The following is a 16,998-nucleotide window of genomic DNA, read 5'->3' on the forward strand; positions in this document are numbered from 1 at the left end:
CAACCCTCCTCTACCTTTTCAGCATATTCAAAAATTATCAATTAGATGAAAACCCAAAGAATTGCCCTTTTTCTACTGGCGATATTTATTTTATCAGGTGTGGCTGTTTATTTCAAATCCTGCCAAAAACCTTCAGAAACCACAGAAATAACCAATACAATTGATCTGGTCCCCGCACCAACCTTTAACCAGGATTCTGCCTATGCTTTTATAGATCAGCAGGTGAAATTTGGACCCCGGGTTCCTAATCTGGCTTCCCATAAAGCTTGTGGAGACTGGCTCGTAGCTAAATTAAAGCAATTCGGTGCGGAGGTTGAAACGCAGGATTTTGTGGCTTATACTTATGACGGGAAAAAGCTGAATGCCAGAAATATTATCGGAAGCATTAATGCAAAAGCAAGTAAACGCATTTTATTGACGGCCCACTGGGACTCACGTTCGGTAGCAGATAAGGATAAAAAAGATCCGAATTTGCCGATTGACGGAGCTAATGACGGAGGAAGTGGGGTAGGAGTATTACTGGAAATTGCAAGAGCTATTCAGAGTGCCCAAAATAAACCGAATGTAGGAGTTGATATTATTTTATTTGATGCGGAAGATACAGGAGAACCCGAAAGTTTTACCGGAGAGCATAAAGCAACAAGCTGGTGTTTGGGCTCGCAATACTGGGCAACACATAAACATAAAGAGAATTACACAGCTTATTATGGTATTCTTCTTGATATGGTCGGTGCAAAAGGAGCAACTTTCCCTCATGAAGGTACTTCCATGCAATATGCGCCAATGATTGTAAGAAATATCTGGGATATAGGGAATCAGTTGGGTTATTCTAATTATTTCAAAGATGAAGATGGCGGAGGATTAACAGATGATCATACTGCTGTCAATGAAATCGGAAAGATACAGATGATTGACATTGTAGAACTTCGCGTAAATGATGCTAATACTTTCGGGGCTTATCATCACACTCATGGAGATAATATGTCTGTAATTGATAAAACAACTCTCAAGGCTGTAGGACAAACTGTGTTACAGGTATTGTATCAGGAGTAATCCATCAGAAGCTCATATTTGAAAGACCTGATATGTTCATCATATCAGGTCTTTCTTTTTACAACTAAGAAGTTGAAAACGAGAAAGTTGTGCTTTTTGAAAAAATATACCCTTTTATGATACCTGCTGTTTAATATTCATTGTCTTTTATCGGGCAATATTTTTTTCCTTGAAAAATATTTTTTATCTTTGCACCCCAAATGAAAAGGTAATTATGTGATTGGGCAATTTGATTGGGTGTAAAATACTCTTTATCAAGTCATTAAAATCACCGCTGAATACTTTCAAGTCAAATAAAATAAGACTTTTAACAGATAAAAACATTACAAAATGAACGAGTTAATTAAATTCGTAGAAGCTGAAAATGCAGCTCGCCGTGCTGAATTGCCCGTATTCTCAGCAGGAGACACGATCAACGTTCACGTGAAAATTCGTGAAGGAAACAAAGAACGTATCCAGGTTTTCCAGGGAACGGTTATCCAACGTAAAAACTCTGGAGCTGGTGAATCATTCACAGTTCGTAAAGTATCTAACGGAGTGGGTGTTGAAAGAATTTTCCCGCTTTTATCTCCAAACATTGACAAAATTGAAGTTTTACGTCTTGGTAAAGTACGTCGTGCAAGATTGTTCTATCTTCGTGGCAAACAAGGTAAAGCTGCTCGTGTTAAAGAAGCGAAAAAGAAATAATATTTCTTTCAGATTATACCATACTTGGAAAGTCATCCTTCGGGATGACTTTCTTGTTTTTCGGCTATTTTAAACATAAAAACCGATATCCTGCGATTTTTTGACATACAAAAAACAGTATTTCACTAACCAAAAATCTGCTCTCTGCCTTTAATTATAGAATATTGATGTAATCCCGGCCTAAATTTAGAAAAGGTTTTTAACGCAATGCCGTACTTCCTGCCTAACACACTAATATCTGGCTGAATTGGAAACAATTCAGCTTTTTTAGTAAATTGTAGCCTCGAACTATTCATCAATAACTATGAAAAACCTCTTATTGCTATTCTTAGCCCTTTCTGCTTCTTCTGTCTGCAAGTCTCAATGGATTAAACAAACTGTAACAACGGAAGCTAGTTTCCGGTCGGTACATGCTGTTAATGCCGATATCGTTTGGGCTGGTGGAACCAAAGGAACAGTTATAAAAACGCTTAATGCCGGGCAATCCTGGGAAGTATTTCAGGTAAAAGGTGCGGAAGCGCTTGATTTCAGAGATATTCATGCTTTTGACGGAAAATCTGCTGTAGCTATGAGTGCGGGAGATTCGGATAAAGGTGCAGCAAAGATTTATAAAACCATAGATGGTGGAAATAACTGGGAACTTGTGTTTCAAACGGATCTTAAAGGAGTGTTTTTTGATGGAATAGATTTCTGGGATGCTAAAAACGGGATAGCTTTTAGTGATCCGATTGGAGGAAAGTTTTATCTGATGGGGACTGATGACGGGGGACAGACCTGGAAAAAAATAGAATCGGAAACTCTTCCCGAAACCAAAGAGGGAGAGGCCGCTTTCGCGGCAAGTGGAACAAGTCTCGTTACAGTTGGTAAAAACAGTGTTTTTATTTGCACAGGAGGAAGTGAAACAGGCAGGATTTTTAGAAGTAATGACAGAGGAATAAACTGGACGGTCGTTGAAACACCGATTAAAGCAGGTAAAACAACAGGATTATTTGGTCTGAGATTTTGGGATGAGTATAATGGTATTGCAGTTGGAGGAGACTATCAGAATGTAAATCTGGCGGGAAATAATGTGTTGATTACTTCAGATGGTGGAGAGGTTTGGAAAGAAGTTGCTCCAACTCAACCGGAGGGTCTGAAGGAAGGGGTTATTCTGTTTCAAAAGAAAGTATTAGTTACGGTTGGTCCTTCAGGGACTTCATATTCCAAAGATTTTGGGAAAAGCTGGATAGAAATAGATCGTTCTTCATTTCACGCAATCAGTACAGCAGGTAAAAATATTTGGGCCGTGGGAGGGAAAGGCAATATTGCAAGACTGGACATTAAAATTTTAAAATAAGAAAATATGCTTGAGAACGGGGAGACAGGTTCGATTTTAACCTGTCTCCCCGTTTTTATTTTTTACCCTTCCAGGAAACCATCAGAACTCCGGCAAGAACGATAAATGTACCTAAAAGCTGTAAGCCATTGATTTTTTCATCAAGAAATAGATTGGCCATTACAATGGTTGCGACCGGTCCGACGCTTCCAATGATAGAAGCATTTCCTGATCCTATTCTTTTGATTCCTTCTGAAATCATAAATGAGGGAATAACCGTGCAAAATACTGCCATGCTAACGCTCAGATAATAAACTTCAATCTGATAGCTAAAAAGGCTTGTCTGAGCTGTTAAAGCATAATGAAGCATAACGATTATGGTCGAAACTATCATAGCATAACAGGTAAACCGTGTTGAGCCTATTTTAGGGATCATTTCTCCACTTCCGATAAGATATAACGCATAAGTAAAAGCACTGAGAAAAATCAAAACTGATCCGATGACAAGATTCTTTTGCAAGCCAATCTGTAAATCCGGAATAAAAGCACATAAAACACCCAGATAAGTGATAATTAATGCGAAATATTGGATCTTGAAAATTGGTTTCTTTAGAAAAATGGCTGAAATAATTACAACAATAGTAGGATAGAGAAACAGAATTAATCTTTCCACACTTGCAGTAATATAATTCAAACCCCAGAAGTCAAACAATGAAGCCAGGTAATACCCGACAATTCCTAAAATAACAATCCAACTCCACTGTTTGATGGTAATTTTTTGCACATTTTCATTCTTTTTTTGTTTGAATGCAAGAATAATGAGGTAAAAAGGCAAAGAAGACAGCATTCTCAATGCCAGAAGAGAGACGGTGTCTACATGATAATGGAGGTAATTGTATTTTACCAAAACAGCTTTTCCTGCAAAGAAAACGGCTCCGAAAAAAATTAATCCTGCGCCAAGCAGATAATTTACCCTGGTGGTTTGTTTCATTTGATTATATGTTTAGAAAAAAAAAGACCCTCCTCGGAATGAGAAGGGTCTTTGTCAAAATTATATAAATAATCTCCCTCCTTAGCTTTTTGAGCGAAGTAGAAGAGACCAGATATTTAGTTGAATAGCAATCATATCACAAAGATATACAATTTACTTTTTACGGAAAAATAATTGAATTGGTACACCGTCAAGCTCAAAATGATCTCTCATTTGATTTTCCAGATACCTTGTATATGACTCTTTTATGTACTGAGGTAAATTACAGAATAATACAAATGATGGAGACGGAGTAGGAAGCTGCGTCATATATTTGATCTTGATATACTTCCCTTTCCAGGCTGGAGGAGGGTAGTTTTCAATCACCTTCAGCATAATATCGTTTAATTTGGAAGTAGCAATTTTCCGCGTTTTGTTTTCGTAAACATCCATTGTTTTTTCAATTGCCTGGAAAATACGCTGTTTTTCCAGAACAGAAGTAAAAATGATAGGCATGTAGTTCAAAGGAGCCATGCGTTCTCTGATTGCTTTCTCTAAAGTTGAAGCAGTTTTTGAATCTTTGGCAACCAGATCCCATTTATTTACCATCAGAACAATACCTTTTTTAGCTTTGTCGGCCATACTGATAATGTTCATATCCTGGGCTTCAAGACCTCTTTGCGGATCAATAGTTGTTGCATCAACCAGTACAATAGCTACATCAGATTCTTCCAGCGCCTTTAAAGAGCGAAGTACAGAATAGTATTCGATGTTATCATCTACTTTTGCTTTCCGTCTGATTCCGGCAGTATCTGTAATGATAAAATCTTTTCCATAAAGTGTGTAATGATTATTGATGGCATCGCGGGTTGTTCCTGCCATATCAGTTACAATACTTCTGTCTTTTCCTAAAAGGGCATTAAGAAATGATGATTTCCCAACATTCGGACGACCTAAAATAGAAATTTTAGGAACACCGGCATCAGGATTTTCAACACCTTCATCCGGGAAATTGCTGATAACAGCATCTAATAAATCTCCGGTTCCTGATCCGCTTTCAGCAGCAATAGCATGCGGTTCTCCTAAACCTAATTCATAAAATTCAGCTGCCTGATGTGCTTTTTCATGTGTATCAGCTTTGTTGGCAACCAGATAAACCGGCTTTCTTGAACGGCGTAATACTTCAGCGAAATCCTTATCGAGGTCAGTAAGGCCTGTATGACAATCAACCACAAAAAGCAAAACTGAAGCTTCTTCAATGGCCATTTCAACCTGTTCACGAATTGCTCCTTCGAAAATATCTTCCGAGCCATGAACATATCCTCCTGTATCAATGACAGTAAAGAATTTTCCGGTCCACTGGGCATAGCCATAGTGACGATCTCTGGTAACACCTGAAACGTTATCCATAATAGCCTTTTTCTGCTCTATAAGGCGATTAAAAAGGGTAGATTTCCCAACATTGGGGCGACCTACGATAGCAACAATATTTGACATAATTTTTGTTTTATATGGAATGTTCCCTGCTTTTGTTAGATAAATATTAGATTTCTGAAAATCACAAACTAATCTCTAGTTTTGCAAGCACCCCATGGGTTTATGTATTAAAATGAATATTCGAATGCCAGGAAAACCCTCCGATTCGAATCAATTGAATTAATCCTGCTGATAGCCAAACGACTTCAGCTTCTGAACTTTCGTTCTCCAATCCGGTTCAACTTTTATAAATTGTTCCAGGAAGATCTTTTTCCCAAAAAACTTTTCCATTTCTTCTCTGGCCTGAGTGCCTACTTTTTTGATAGACTCACCTTTATGGCCGATTAAAATAGCTCTTTGAGTAACTCTTTCCACATAGATCTCTGCGGCTACACGGATAATATCCTCGCTTTCTTTAAATGAAGCAATAACTACTTCACATGAGTAAGGAATCTCTTTTTTATAATTCAGGAATATTTTTTCCCTGATAATTTCAGAAGCAAAGAATCGCTCAGGTTTATCTGTTAGTTCCTCTTTATCAAAATATGGAGGATGAACAGGTAACTTTTCAACAATCTGGTCAAAAATATTACCAATATTCTCATTTTTCAAAGCAGAAATCGGAATAATAGCCTGCGTCGGAAAACGTTCTCTCCAATGAGCTATTTTCTCATCTATTTGCTCTTGCGTAGCCAGGTCAATTTTATTAATAAGTAATAGAACCGGGACATGGTCTATTCTTGCCAGTTTATTAATTACATCATCTTCATCATATTTTTCGAAAATATCCGTCACAAATAAAATAACATCTGCATCTTCCAGGGAACTATGCACAAAATTCATCATTGACTTGTGAAGCTCATATTTGGGAAGAATGATTCCTGGAGTATCCGAATAAACCAATTGAAATTCAGTCCCATTATGTGTCCCGTTCAGGATTCCCATAATCCGATGACGGGTGGTTTGAGCTTTTGAAGTTATAATTGATAATCTTTCTCCTACCAGAACATTCATAAGTGTAGATTTTCCGACATTTGGCTTTCCTACAATACTTACAAATCCTGCTTTATGATTTTCCATCTTCAATGTTAATGATATATGTAATAAAGAAATAAAATTATCAGATACAAAGTTCCTGATAATCAGCTTAAAAAAACTATTTTCCGAATAAAATTAAATATTTTTCACAAAGATACTTGTTTTTTTCGAAACAACCTTGCATCTTTGCACTCCGATATAGCGCGGGATGGAGCAGTTGGTAGCTCGTTGGGCTCATAACCCAAAGGTCGTCAGTTCGAGTCTGGCTCCCGCTACTCAGAAAGCCACTTTTTAAGTGGCTTTTTTCTTTTTGGTACAACATTTCAACCTTCCTTATATTTTCGAAATCTGTCTACATTTGTAAGAAATTTCCCATCAATGAATTTGAGGATGCAGACAGTGCCGCACATTTTCGCATAAAAGTTAGGCTGCTTTTGATTCATGGATAACGAATGTAATGCCTTAAAACGCTTCTTTTTAACCAACCTGGCGATATTAAGATGTTAAATATTGCAGATTTGTTAGTTCATTAATTTCGCAGTGTCAGCACACAAAGCTCTACTTTCCGTGAGGGTCAGGAGAATCCATTCGTTCGGAATATGTCGTGCCTGTCGGTCAACATAGACTTAGCTTAGGTCATGTTCCAAGTTTATAAATAGCACGACGAGAATTTCAATCAGAATTATTTATTCAATATGATCTAGAATTAATATGAAAGAAACATTCTGGTTTTTACTTTAAATAAATAATGCCTAACTTTAGTTTTTTCATTGGTGGGCTATTTTCCTCTTTTATTTCAAATATTTTGCAATGAATGGGATAAATATTTTTTACCGTTGAAACGTATAATACTTTCTACCATATAATTATTTTAAAAACTACTACAACTATTAAACAATGAAAAAACGCTTAGTAGGCTTACTACTGCTATGTATTACAGCCAATGGACTCTTCTATGCCTGCCACCAGAACAAAGAGTTAACACCCTCCCCCAAATCGTTATCTAAAGACATTATCGAAATGAGTATTCCAAGTGCCCAAAAGTGGTATGAAGAAAATTTATTAATATCGAATATCGGTAGAAATGCATCCAAAATATCTCAGAAGAAATCCAATCTAAAAATTAGCAGCTGGGATTTAGCGAAAGAATATGGAAGTGGAAAAAATAAGGTCATTATTATTCCTATTGTCTATTTAAATCAAATTGGAGCAAGAATTCGGGATTCCAAAAAAGAAAATGCAGTTAAAAATTGCCCGAAATGGTCTGAAGAATTAAATGTGAAGTCCAGTTTGTTAATCTTTAATGATGATAATGGAAAGACACAATCACTTATAGTGAAGGTTATTGGCGATCAGAACTATCTGTCATCCCCAAAAAATAAGATTACTCCCAAGGACTTTTCAGGGCAAATAAATTACTACAGCTGGGATGAGGAATTTTTAAAAGGCTATGAGTATAAAAATGGAGTAGTTTCCGGCTATATATCTGCTTCAAACAGTGTAAAAAATGGGAAAATAGCTAATGGCCATTGGGAGCGGGTTGAAACAGATTGGTATACCATTTCGTGTTTTCAAGATGAATGTAATGTTTCTTATAATTATACGGATACAGAATATGTTTGGGTAGATGATACTGATCCAACATCTTCTTACCCTATAAACTCGCCTGAATTACCTATAAGTATTATTGAAGATGGGGGTGGTACAGGCAGTGAACTTACGTTGAATGATATTTTTATTGAAGAGCCATGTGATGCTGAAAAAGATTACTATTATAGTCATATGAGCAATTTTAATTATAGTAAAACTCAAATAAAGCTCAATGCTGATATTGCCACTCAATATACAAGGTATTTTTATTGCTCAGAAGAGGATGGCACCAATGCTAATGCTTTCAAACACGCATTGTGGAATGCTCTTAATACTATTTCTTGGGGAGTTAATATTGCAAAGGAAATGGCAGATGCTCATGAAAATTGTGATAGGAGAGCAGATGGAAGTTATCCACCATTAAGCATAATGGACTTTCATAACAATCAGTTAGGACGAGATGTGGCTTTTAATTTTGTTTATTATGGGGGAAACCCTAGCGACAAACTTTCAATAGCTAAAAGAATTCTTTGTGCAATTAAATCAGGTGAAGGCAACAGACTTTTCCCTACACAAGGAAATACAAACAATGATGGAATTTGCAACAATCGTGGCGATATACCTTGCAACTAATAGGGTAATTAAATCTGGAAATAGTCAATGCAAAAGAAATATATTTTAATGGGAATATTTATTGGGTTCTTACTTGGAGGATTAGCATTATTGCTCGTACCTAAGTTTTTTTCCATGTGGCATGATGTGCAGTCCTCCAATATCTCTTCTTTACGGATAACAGATATCTATAAGGATACAGTCATTCATTTAAAGGTTAAAAGAAAAGGTATCGTAGGGGCTAAGGTTAAGATTAATGGAAGGATTAATGAAGACTGTGAGATACGGTTAATATCGGAACTTCATGAAGCTAGCTCCAGCATGAATTATGGCGATACGCTGAGAATCCCATTAAAGAAAGGGGATGTCAGATTTGAGAAAATATTTGATTGGTACCATGACAAAACTATTCTGGATTTCAGGCATCTTAATGCGAATGAGGGGAATTTAGATATTTCGGTAAACCTAACAAATTGATAAGGGTCTTATAAATTCTAAATTTAAACGTACAAAATGAAAGTGAAATACATTTTAAGAGGAATATTTATCGGATTATTGATTGTAATCGCAGGCTCTTTATTGGCATACAAGTTTTTTACATATCAGTATGAGAAGGAACATTATAATATAACTTCTCTATCTATTACAGATATAGAGAAAGATACAGCAATTGGCTTAAGGGTAAATTCTAGGTCGATAGTTTTTGCGGCTGTTAGAGTTAAGGGTAAGATTAATGAAAATTGCGAACTGCAATTAACCACAAAGCCTCTTAAAATTCTCCGTAAAGGCTCTTCTACCTATGAAATATACGGCGGCGATACGCTTAGGATTCCTCTGGAAAGGGGGGAGGTTGACTTTAAAAGGACATTTGATTGGTTTCACGATAAGACTTTTTTACATTTTAAGCACCTTAAGGCAACGGAAGGGAATTTAGATATTTCAGTTAACCTGGCTGATTCACCATAGGTTAAATGGATAGATAAAAGGGCATGTTTTATAAAATGCCCTTTTTTGTTGCTCCAATCAAAGAAGGTAATTCTCTAAGTTTGATAGCCTTTTTGCGCATAAAATGTCGCGGGAACAATTAAGCGATTCATATCTTTGAGAATATGAAGCCGTAATTAAGTATAGGTAGCGTGTTTAATCATAGCTACGAGTTTTCCTTTCCAACCATTTGCAACTTTACAGATTGCAATCATGTCGGCTTCCATTGGACGTGGAAATTGCAGAATTTCCAAAATCTAAAAAACAAATCCCGATAAATACGGACAATATTGTGAAAAGCGGGGAAATTTATTCAATAATTTATAGAAGGTATAATTAAATTATTCAGCCTCTCAGAATTAGGGTACTTCTTCTTAACGCACTGTGTCTTGGTGTCCCATTCGTTTTCATGCACATTGTACCCTATATAAATATAGGTTGTTTTCCGTTCAATGGTAACACGTATCGCAATTGGGTAGGTGCCATCCTGATTTTGCTTTTTGCGAAGAATCGCCTTGACTGAAGATGCCATATATTTGGTTTTATTTTTTCATGAATCATCTGAACAACACCTAAATATATGAAAAATTTGGTACAACAATTGCTGATTTTTTATGAATTGATATGATTTCTTATTTTTATAACTATTTGATAGTCAATACATATTATATCATAGCGTGCCATATTGAACCATATTCCTTTGGGCTCATAACCCAAAGGTCGTCAGTTCGAGTCTGGCTCCCGCTACTCAGAAAGCCACTTTTTAAGTGGCTTTTTTTTGCATTGCAGAGCATCATTTTTTCGATTGAGCCATTCAATCCGGTTCATTTAGTATGCTAACCACCATAGCCATTTTAAAATATTTGGCACCACTCTTTGATTTCCATTAATATTTTCCTGAAATGGCAGTTCACTGATAAAGTGAGGTAGGAAAGAACGGAGTAAAAAATGTTATTTGGAAAGCCATAAAATCAAAAACGCTCAAAACTTTAAAGTCTTGAGCGTTTTCATTTAATCTGTTTTTCTGAAAATTACTTATGTAATAGATCACCCACCTTTCTTACGTGCTCATTTCTATGGTCACTTTCTACCAGACCATCTCTTAATCGCACAATTCTGTGTGCATATTGAGCAATATCATCTTCATGAGTAACCATTACAATGGTATTCCCCTTAGAATGAAGCTGATCAAAAAGATCCATAATTTCGTAGGAAGTTTTGGTATCAAGATTTCCGGTTGGTTCATCGGCTAATAGAATAGAAGGGTCATTTACCAGTGCTCTTGCTATAGCAACCCTCTGGCGCTGACCTCCTGATAGCTCATTAGGCTTGTGACCTGCCCTGTTATCCAGGCCAACACCTTTCAAAGCGAGCATTGCCTTTTCAATCCGGTCAGATTTAGAATAGCCTGCATAGATTAACGGAAGAGCAACATTGTCTAATGATGATTGTCTGGGCAATAAGTTAAAGGTTTGAAAAACAAAACCGATTTCTTTATTTCTCACTGTTGCAAGCTCGTTTTCCGTCATTTCACTTACATCATGATCATTTAGTACATATCTTCCGGAAGTTGGCGTATCCAGACAGCCAACAATGTTCATCAAAGTAGATTTACCGGAACCGGAAGGACCCATAAATGCTACGTATTCTCCTTTATTAACAGAAATAGTTACTGACTTCAGGGCTTCAATAATTTCTTCCCCCATTATATAACGTTTAGAGATATTGGTCGTTTCGATGATTTTCATGTTCAAAATTATATATGTGAATAGGGATTGGTATCTTAAAATAATGGATATTCCTGAATTAATTGGCAGAAAGGCTCTTCTGTTTATCTTTCCCGATCATGCCTAAATGTGTATGAGTAAAGCTGTCTTCAAATTTTAAGCCATAGCCCATTATTCTGTCAAAGGCAGAATGACTGAAAAGAATGACTCCGGCCAAGATGAGGGCTTCATTTTTCAAAAGATAGCCAAGTATCCCAATCAAAATACCAAGTCCTTTGTGATGGAAAAAATTATAAGCCCAGGCTCCCAGTTTCGGATTCAGAAGATATCCTGACATACTTAAGTCCGGAACGAGTAAGAACACCGGGAAATACCACCAGGAGAAATTCAGCTGACTGAATATAAAGATACCTAAAGCAAACTGCGCAGTTTCTTCTAATTGCAGAATAGATTTCATAAATGATAATTGTAAATCTCCGGTAAATTGGTTCAGTAAAAGCTATGAAACAGAATAATCCATAAACTACAATCAAACTTATAAAATTATTGAAATCCAGCACTTTGTTTTTCGATAGATGACAACTTAGCTTGATAGGTTGGTAAAAAATGCTGATAATCGGTTGCAGATAGTTTCTGAAGTTTTTCCAGACCATCATGCGCATAGTCCTTCATCCCGATTTCCAGGCTTTGTAAAATGTATAGTTTATAGAGTTCAGGAGAGTTTTTCCGCCAGCTAATGGCATTTAAAGCAATATTGTACGCATCATTGGATTTCTTTTGATTGTTATAAAAATCAATGGCTTTTTTAACGATTCCTGTATTAAGTGGATTTTGTTGAATTAACTGTTCAATTGTTTTTCCTTCGGAAGAAATGTTAGTGTCCCGGCTTTCTTTTTTCACCAGGGTATTCAGCAAAATTTGAAAATACCGGTTCTTTTTTGAAGTTGTATCGCCAGTCGCTCTGGCAGATAGTTTCTGAAAAGCAATAATTTTATTTCCCTTATAATATTCCTGAATAGTTTCTGCAAAGAGAAGGTCTTCAGCTACAGATTCATTATCTTCTTTTTCTGCTATTTTTTGAAGTGGTAAATTCTCTCCCGTGCTTTTCTGTGCGATTGTCTGGTTGTATAGCCAGGAAAAATCTGAAACGGATAATCCTTGGTCCTGTTTATCAGAAGTTTTAAAGAATTCAAGATGGTCTTTATTCTCCTGTTCAGAAACCAGGCTTAAAGCCCATAAATTCCCCTGAAAAGAAGGATAGTCGTTTCTTTCAGCATTTGCTCCGATTTCTTTTTGAGTGTCCCTTTTGCCATTTTTTGCCCAAAAAGCAATAATATTGCTTTTCACAACATTTGAAAGTCCGGCATTTTTTTCAGCCAGATTGTAATAAATAACAGCTGAGTCGACCAGGTTTGATTTAGCATATAAATAGGCCAGATTGTTTTGCAGTTCTCCATTCTCAGGGAATTTTTGTAAACCTTCCTTCAAGGTAAACATCGCTTCAAAAAAATGGTCTTCATCATAAAAAGAGCGACTTAGTCCTTCGAACGCAAATGGAGAAGGGTCTCTGGTTAAGGCTTTTTTGAAATATAAAGCGGCAGTTTCATTATCACCCTGATTTAAGGCCAATGAAGCCAATGCATAATTAGTTTTGTGGTTCCATCCGTCAAATGCAGCAGCAGATTTGTATTCTATTTCGGCAAATTTCAAATCTTTTTGAGCTGTGTAAAGATCACCGAGCTGATTGTAATAACCGGAAAATGCCTGATTCAGGGGAAAGAAATTACGCATTGATAATAAAGCAACAATGGTAATTAAAGCTCCGATCCGGAAAGCTGTCAGTGGAATACTCAGAGGCTTGAAAACAACTTTTGAGACATCAAGCTTTTGAGCAAAGAGAGCATGGAAATTGGCCAGAACATAGAAAATGAATAAAATCCCCATTACCAGATGACTGTAAGTGATTCCATCTTCCAGGGTTTCAATGATCGGTTCATTGGCTGTGGCGAAAGCAAATCCTGTGGTGCTGATTGTAATAATAGCCAAACCAAGATATAAAAATGCACCGACGGAATCGAAACGGAAGATTTTTTCATAAAGGAGCTTTCTGTGTTTTAAGCCCCAAATGCCAAGAAGTGTAGAGATTGCCAGTAAAAGAAAGGGATTAAAATAAATAATGTCCCAATAAATAGTTTTATTGTTATGAAGGAAAACCAGAAGAATATTGGCTAAATAAAAAAGACTTCCGATGAAAAAGTTTGTTAAAGGCTGCTGGCTTCCGGAAGAAGTTGAGATAAAAAGAAATCCTCTGACAATTTCATAAGATACTATAAAAGCGAAGACGATGCTTATCAGCAAAGCACCCGGGAATGCATAACTAATCAGAAATAACAGTGGCTCCGGATTACCGGCTCCTGAAATCTTTTTACCAATCAGGAAATAAACAAGGGCCAGTAAAACAGTAATCCCTCCAAATGTCAGAAACCTGTTAAGAATATGGATATTGCTTTTGAAGGCATGAAAGAAATAACTGATGCCACCAAAAACAATGATAAGGAAGATGGTAACATATCTTCCTGAATGCCCAAAATATAAATCGAGATTCAGACTGCTTAACCAGAAAATGATTCCTGCCATTCCGATAGTGTACCAAAATTTTGGTAAATCAGTGAGGGCTGATAGAATTAGCAGGAAAGAAAGAATCAATAAAACGGCATAAAAGTAAGAAGCCGGCTTGTTGATGTGCATAGGTGAGGCTACAAATTGCTCTGTTACAATAAAAGCCTTGGCTGGGATACTTAGTGTTTCGTTCGGTGTTTTAAAAGTATCAAGTGTGACGGGTAATTCGCCCAACTCACTTAGTATATCCCAATGGATGACATTCTCTAATCCTGAAAACCATTGAAAAAACAGAAGAATCAGACTGAATGCCAGGAGGCAAAGGAAAAAAAGATAAAGGAATTTATTCGAATTTGGCCAGTTTTTCCAAAAGATAAGAGCATGCATAATTTGGTAGTATTTCTTTCAAAACAAAGTTAGGCAGGTTTTATTGTTTTGATAAATGAAATATTAAAATTGAAACAGGATATGATTAATCAGATTAAATAAGAAAATGTACTGAGCTGATTTGGTGAAAAAAAAGCATTTATGAATATTTTGATAAGAATAAATTAAGCAAATTAATGGCTATCATTTGTAATATGACTAACAATTGATAATTGTTTTTAATGGTTTTCTTAATCACCGGATTGAAAAGAGATAGATCCTTCTCCGGAACGCTTCCCTTTAACATAATTATTTTATGTAAAATGAGGTTTAAGCAGGTTAAATAGTGCTTTTATAGTGCCTCAAACTTATTTTGCATAGAATCAGTGAATTACTAAAGATATAAGCCTGAAAGGAGGGAAGAATGAAAATTAGTTTGTATAAATTTTTACTGTTTTCATGAAAAAGACCCCAAAACGGCAAATTCCTTCCTCAAATACAACAAAACATCATAATATTAGGCAAAAATATTGCTAAAATCCAAAAACAAGTATTGGTTATCTGAATTTTACAAACTAATTTTGCAGTCCGAAACCATGAGGCGAATTGTCTTTTCGCCCAAATGCTTGACAATCAGACAACAAAATCACAATACAAAATGGCAAACGCAGTAAATAAGGGAAAAGTTACGCAAGTAATCGGTCCCGTTGTGGATGTGAGCTTTGAAGGCGAAGGTGCTTTCCTCCCCGCAATTCTTAATGCCCTTACCGTAACAAAATCAAACGGTCAGAAACTCGTTCTTGAAGTACAGCAACACCTTGGAGAAGACCGTGTTCGTACCATCGCAATGGAAGGTACTGAAGGTTTACAAAGAGGTCAGGAAGTTATTGACCTGGGGCAACCAATGTCAATGCCATCTGGTGATGGTATTAAAGGTCGTCTTTTCAACGTAGTTGGAGAAGCGATTGACGGAATTGCACAACCAAAGTCAGATAAAGCCCTTCCTATTCACCGTCTTGCTCCTAAGTTCGATGAGTTGGCTACTTCAACAGAGGTTCTTTTCACAGGTATCAAGGTTATTGACTTGTTAGCTCCTTATGTAAAAGGTGGTAAAATTGGTCTTTTTGGTGGTGCTGGTGTAGGTAAGACTGTATTGATTATGGAACTTATCAACAACATCGCAAAGGCATATGAAGGTCTTTCAGTATTTGCCGGTGTAGGTGAGCGTACACGTGAAGGAAATGACTTATTACGTGAGATGATCGAATCAGGCGTAATCAGATATGGCGAAGACTTCAAGCACGCTATGGAAGAAGGACAATGGGATTTGGATAAAGTAGATGAAGCTGAACTGGCAAAATCTCAGGCTACTCTAGTGTTCGGTCAAATGAACGAACCTCCGGGAGCCCGTGCTCGTGTAGCTTTGTCAGGTTTAACTGTTGCTGAATATTTCCGTGATGGAGATGGTGAAGGACAAGGACGTGATATCCTTTTCTTTATTGATAATATCTTCCGTTTCACGCAGGCTGGTTCTGAGGTATCTGCTCTTTTAGGCCGTATGCCTTCGGCGGTAGGTTACCAACCAACTCTTGCTACTGAAATGGGTGCTATGCAAGAGCGTATTACTTCAACAAAAAGAGGTTCAATTACTTCGGTACAAGCGGTTTACGTACCTGCCGATGACTTAACTGACCCTGCTCCTGCAACTACATTTACTCACTTGGATGCTACTACAGTACTTTCCCGTAAAATTGCTGAATTAGGTATCTATCCAGCTGTGGATCCTCTAGATTCTACTTCACGTATTCTTTCTGCTGAAGTTTTAGGAGAAGTACACTATAATACCTCTCAACGCGTGAAGGAAATCCTTCAACGTTATAAGGAATTGCAGGATATCATTGCTATCTTAGGTTTGGATGAACTTTCAGAAGAAGATAAATTGGTTGTATCACGTGCAAGACGTGTTCAGCGTTTCTTATCTCAACCTTTCTTTGTTGCTGAACAGTTTACAGGTCTGAAAGGTGCTTTGGTAGATATTAATGATACCATCAGAGGTTTCAACGAAATCATTGAAGGAAAATATGACCATTTACCTGAAGCCGCATTTAACCTTGTGGGTACAATTGAAGATGCAGTTGTAAAAGGTGAAAAATTATTAGCCGAAGCTTCAAAATAAGTTATGATTTTAAATTAAGAGTTACGGGAGGAAACAGAAGTACCACTTGTAACTCTTAATTCACGACTCATAATTCATAACTCGTCATAAGAGCATGCATGTAGAAATAATTACCCCAGATAAAAAAGTCTTTTCAGGTGAGGCTGATATCGTAACACTTCCGGGTACGAACGGATCATTCCAAATTTTAAAAGACCATGCCCCTATCGTCAGCACTTTGACTAAAGGTGATGTCATAGCGGATAAACAGACCTTCACCATTGATGGTGGTGTGGTGGAAGTATTACAAAATAAGGTGTTGGTTTTGGCCGAAGCCGTTTTGTAAAAATTTTGTGGTTTGAAATTAAAAGCACAAGTTCTGGTTTTGGAGCTTGTGCTTTTTTTA

General features: G+C 36.8%; 15 protein-coding genes and 1 tRNA gene. 9 read left to right on the forward strand and 7 right to left on the reverse strand.

Annotated elements, in window-relative coordinates; translation table 11 throughout:
* Positions 1-45 precede the first annotated feature (45 nt).
* From BM179_RS06110 to BM179_RS06120, 3 genes are all read left to right on the forward strand, one after another.
* Positions 46-1,053, forward strand: coding sequence for a M28 family peptidase (locus BM179_RS06110; protein WP_092013852.1), 1,008 nt, complete (start codon positions 46-48; stop codon positions 1,051-1,053).
* A gap of 330 nt (positions 1,054-1,383) precedes the next feature.
* Positions 1,384-1,740 carry a 50S ribosomal protein L19 gene (gene rplS, locus BM179_RS06115; protein WP_092013855.1) on the forward strand — a complete coding sequence of 119 codons (357 nt, stop codon included), beginning with the start codon at positions 1,384-1,386 and terminating at the stop codon, positions 1,738-1,740.
* 304 nt (positions 1,741-2,044) lie between these two features.
* On the forward strand, positions 2,045-3,076 hold the full coding sequence (locus BM179_RS06120; RefSeq protein ID WP_092013858.1) for a WD40/YVTN/BNR-like repeat-containing protein: 1,032 nt from the start codon (positions 2,045-2,047) through the stop codon (positions 3,074-3,076).
* Between the two features lie 55 nt (positions 3,077-3,131).
* On the opposite strand, the gene BM179_RS06125 is transcribed toward BM179_RS06120, so the two are convergent.
* The 3 genes from BM179_RS06125 to era all read right to left on the reverse strand — a co-directional run bounded on the left by BM179_RS06125 (position 3,132) and on the right by era (position 6,581).
* A complete protein-coding gene (locus BM179_RS06125) occupies positions 3,132-4,046 on the reverse strand; it encodes a DMT family transporter (RefSeq protein WP_092013861.1) in 915 nt (304 codons plus the stop codon).
* Between the two features lie 153 nt (positions 4,047-4,199).
* Positions 4,200-5,522: a ribosome biogenesis GTPase Der gene (gene der, locus BM179_RS06130; RefSeq protein ID WP_092013865.1), complete on the reverse strand. Its 1,323-nt coding sequence runs from the start codon at positions 5,520-5,522 to the stop codon at positions 4,200-4,202.
* A 159-nt stretch (positions 5,523-5,681) separates the two neighbouring features.
* Positions 5,682-6,581, reverse strand: a complete 900-nt coding sequence (gene era, locus BM179_RS06135) for a GTPase Era (RefSeq protein ID WP_092013868.1) — start codon at positions 6,579-6,581, stop codon at positions 5,682-5,684.
* 160 nt (positions 6,582-6,741) lie between these two features.
* Between era and BM179_RS06140 the strand changes: the two genes are divergently transcribed.
* The 4 genes from BM179_RS06140 to BM179_RS06155 all read left to right on the forward strand — a co-directional run bounded on the left by BM179_RS06140 (position 6,742) and on the right by BM179_RS06155 (position 9,707).
* Positions 6,742-6,814 (forward strand) — tRNA-Met (locus BM179_RS06140).
* Positions 6,815-7,436: 622 nt separating this feature from the next.
* A complete protein-coding gene (locus BM179_RS06145) occupies positions 7,437-8,762 on the forward strand; it encodes a DUF6973 domain-containing protein (protein ID WP_092013871.1) in 1,326 nt (441 codons plus the stop codon).
* A 27-nt stretch (positions 8,763-8,789) separates the two neighbouring features.
* Entirely contained in the window at positions 8,790-9,218 is a 429-nt protein-coding gene (locus tag BM179_RS06150) for a hypothetical protein (protein ID WP_092013874.1), read from the forward strand.
* A 36-nt stretch (positions 9,219-9,254) separates the two neighbouring features.
* Positions 9,255-9,707: a hypothetical protein gene (locus BM179_RS06155; protein WP_092013877.1), complete on the forward strand. Its 453-nt coding sequence runs from the start codon at positions 9,255-9,257 to the stop codon at positions 9,705-9,707.
* A gap of 331 nt (positions 9,708-10,038) precedes the next feature.
* On the opposite strand, the gene BM179_RS06160 is transcribed toward BM179_RS06155, so the two are convergent.
* From BM179_RS06160 to BM179_RS06175, 4 genes are all read right to left on the reverse strand, one after another.
* Positions 10,039-10,257, reverse strand: a complete 219-nt coding sequence (locus BM179_RS06160) for an Arm DNA-binding domain-containing protein (protein ID WP_092013880.1) — start codon at positions 10,255-10,257, stop codon at positions 10,039-10,041.
* A gap of 499 nt (positions 10,258-10,756) precedes the next feature.
* Positions 10,757-11,473 carry an ABC transporter ATP-binding protein gene (locus BM179_RS06165; RefSeq protein ID WP_092013884.1) on the reverse strand — a complete coding sequence of 239 codons (717 nt, stop codon included), beginning with the start codon at positions 11,471-11,473 and terminating at the stop codon, positions 10,757-10,759.
* Positions 11,474-11,531: 58 nt separating this feature from the next.
* Complete coding sequence (locus tag BM179_RS06170; RefSeq protein ID WP_092013887.1) at positions 11,532-11,909, reverse strand: DUF4260 domain-containing protein; 378 nt, start codon at positions 11,907-11,909, stop codon at positions 11,532-11,534.
* An 86-nt stretch (positions 11,910-11,995) separates the two neighbouring features.
* Positions 11,996-14,458, reverse strand: a complete 2,463-nt coding sequence (locus BM179_RS06175; RefSeq protein ID WP_092013890.1) for a tetratricopeptide repeat protein — start codon at positions 14,456-14,458, stop codon at positions 11,996-11,998.
* 637 nt (positions 14,459-15,095) lie between these two features.
* On the opposite strand from BM179_RS06175, the gene atpD reads away from it, so the two are divergent.
* Both atpD and atpC read left to right on the forward strand, forming a co-directional pair.
* On the forward strand, positions 15,096-16,613 hold the full coding sequence (atpD, locus tag BM179_RS06180; RefSeq protein ID WP_092014942.1) for a F0F1 ATP synthase subunit beta: 1,518 nt from the start codon (positions 15,096-15,098) through the stop codon (positions 16,611-16,613).
* Positions 16,614-16,707: 94 nt separating this feature from the next.
* The gene (gene atpC, locus BM179_RS06185) at positions 16,708-16,938 is read left to right on the forward strand and encodes an ATP synthase F1 subunit epsilon (RefSeq protein ID WP_092013893.1); all 231 of its coding nucleotides are present in this window, start codon (positions 16,708-16,710) and stop codon (positions 16,936-16,938) included.
* Positions 16,939-16,998: the final 60 nt, after the last annotated feature.

Source organism: Pseudarcicella hirudinis (assembly GCF_900115665.1).
Lineage (GTDB): Bacteria > Bacteroidota > Bacteroidia > Cytophagales > Spirosomataceae > Pseudarcicella > Pseudarcicella hirudinis.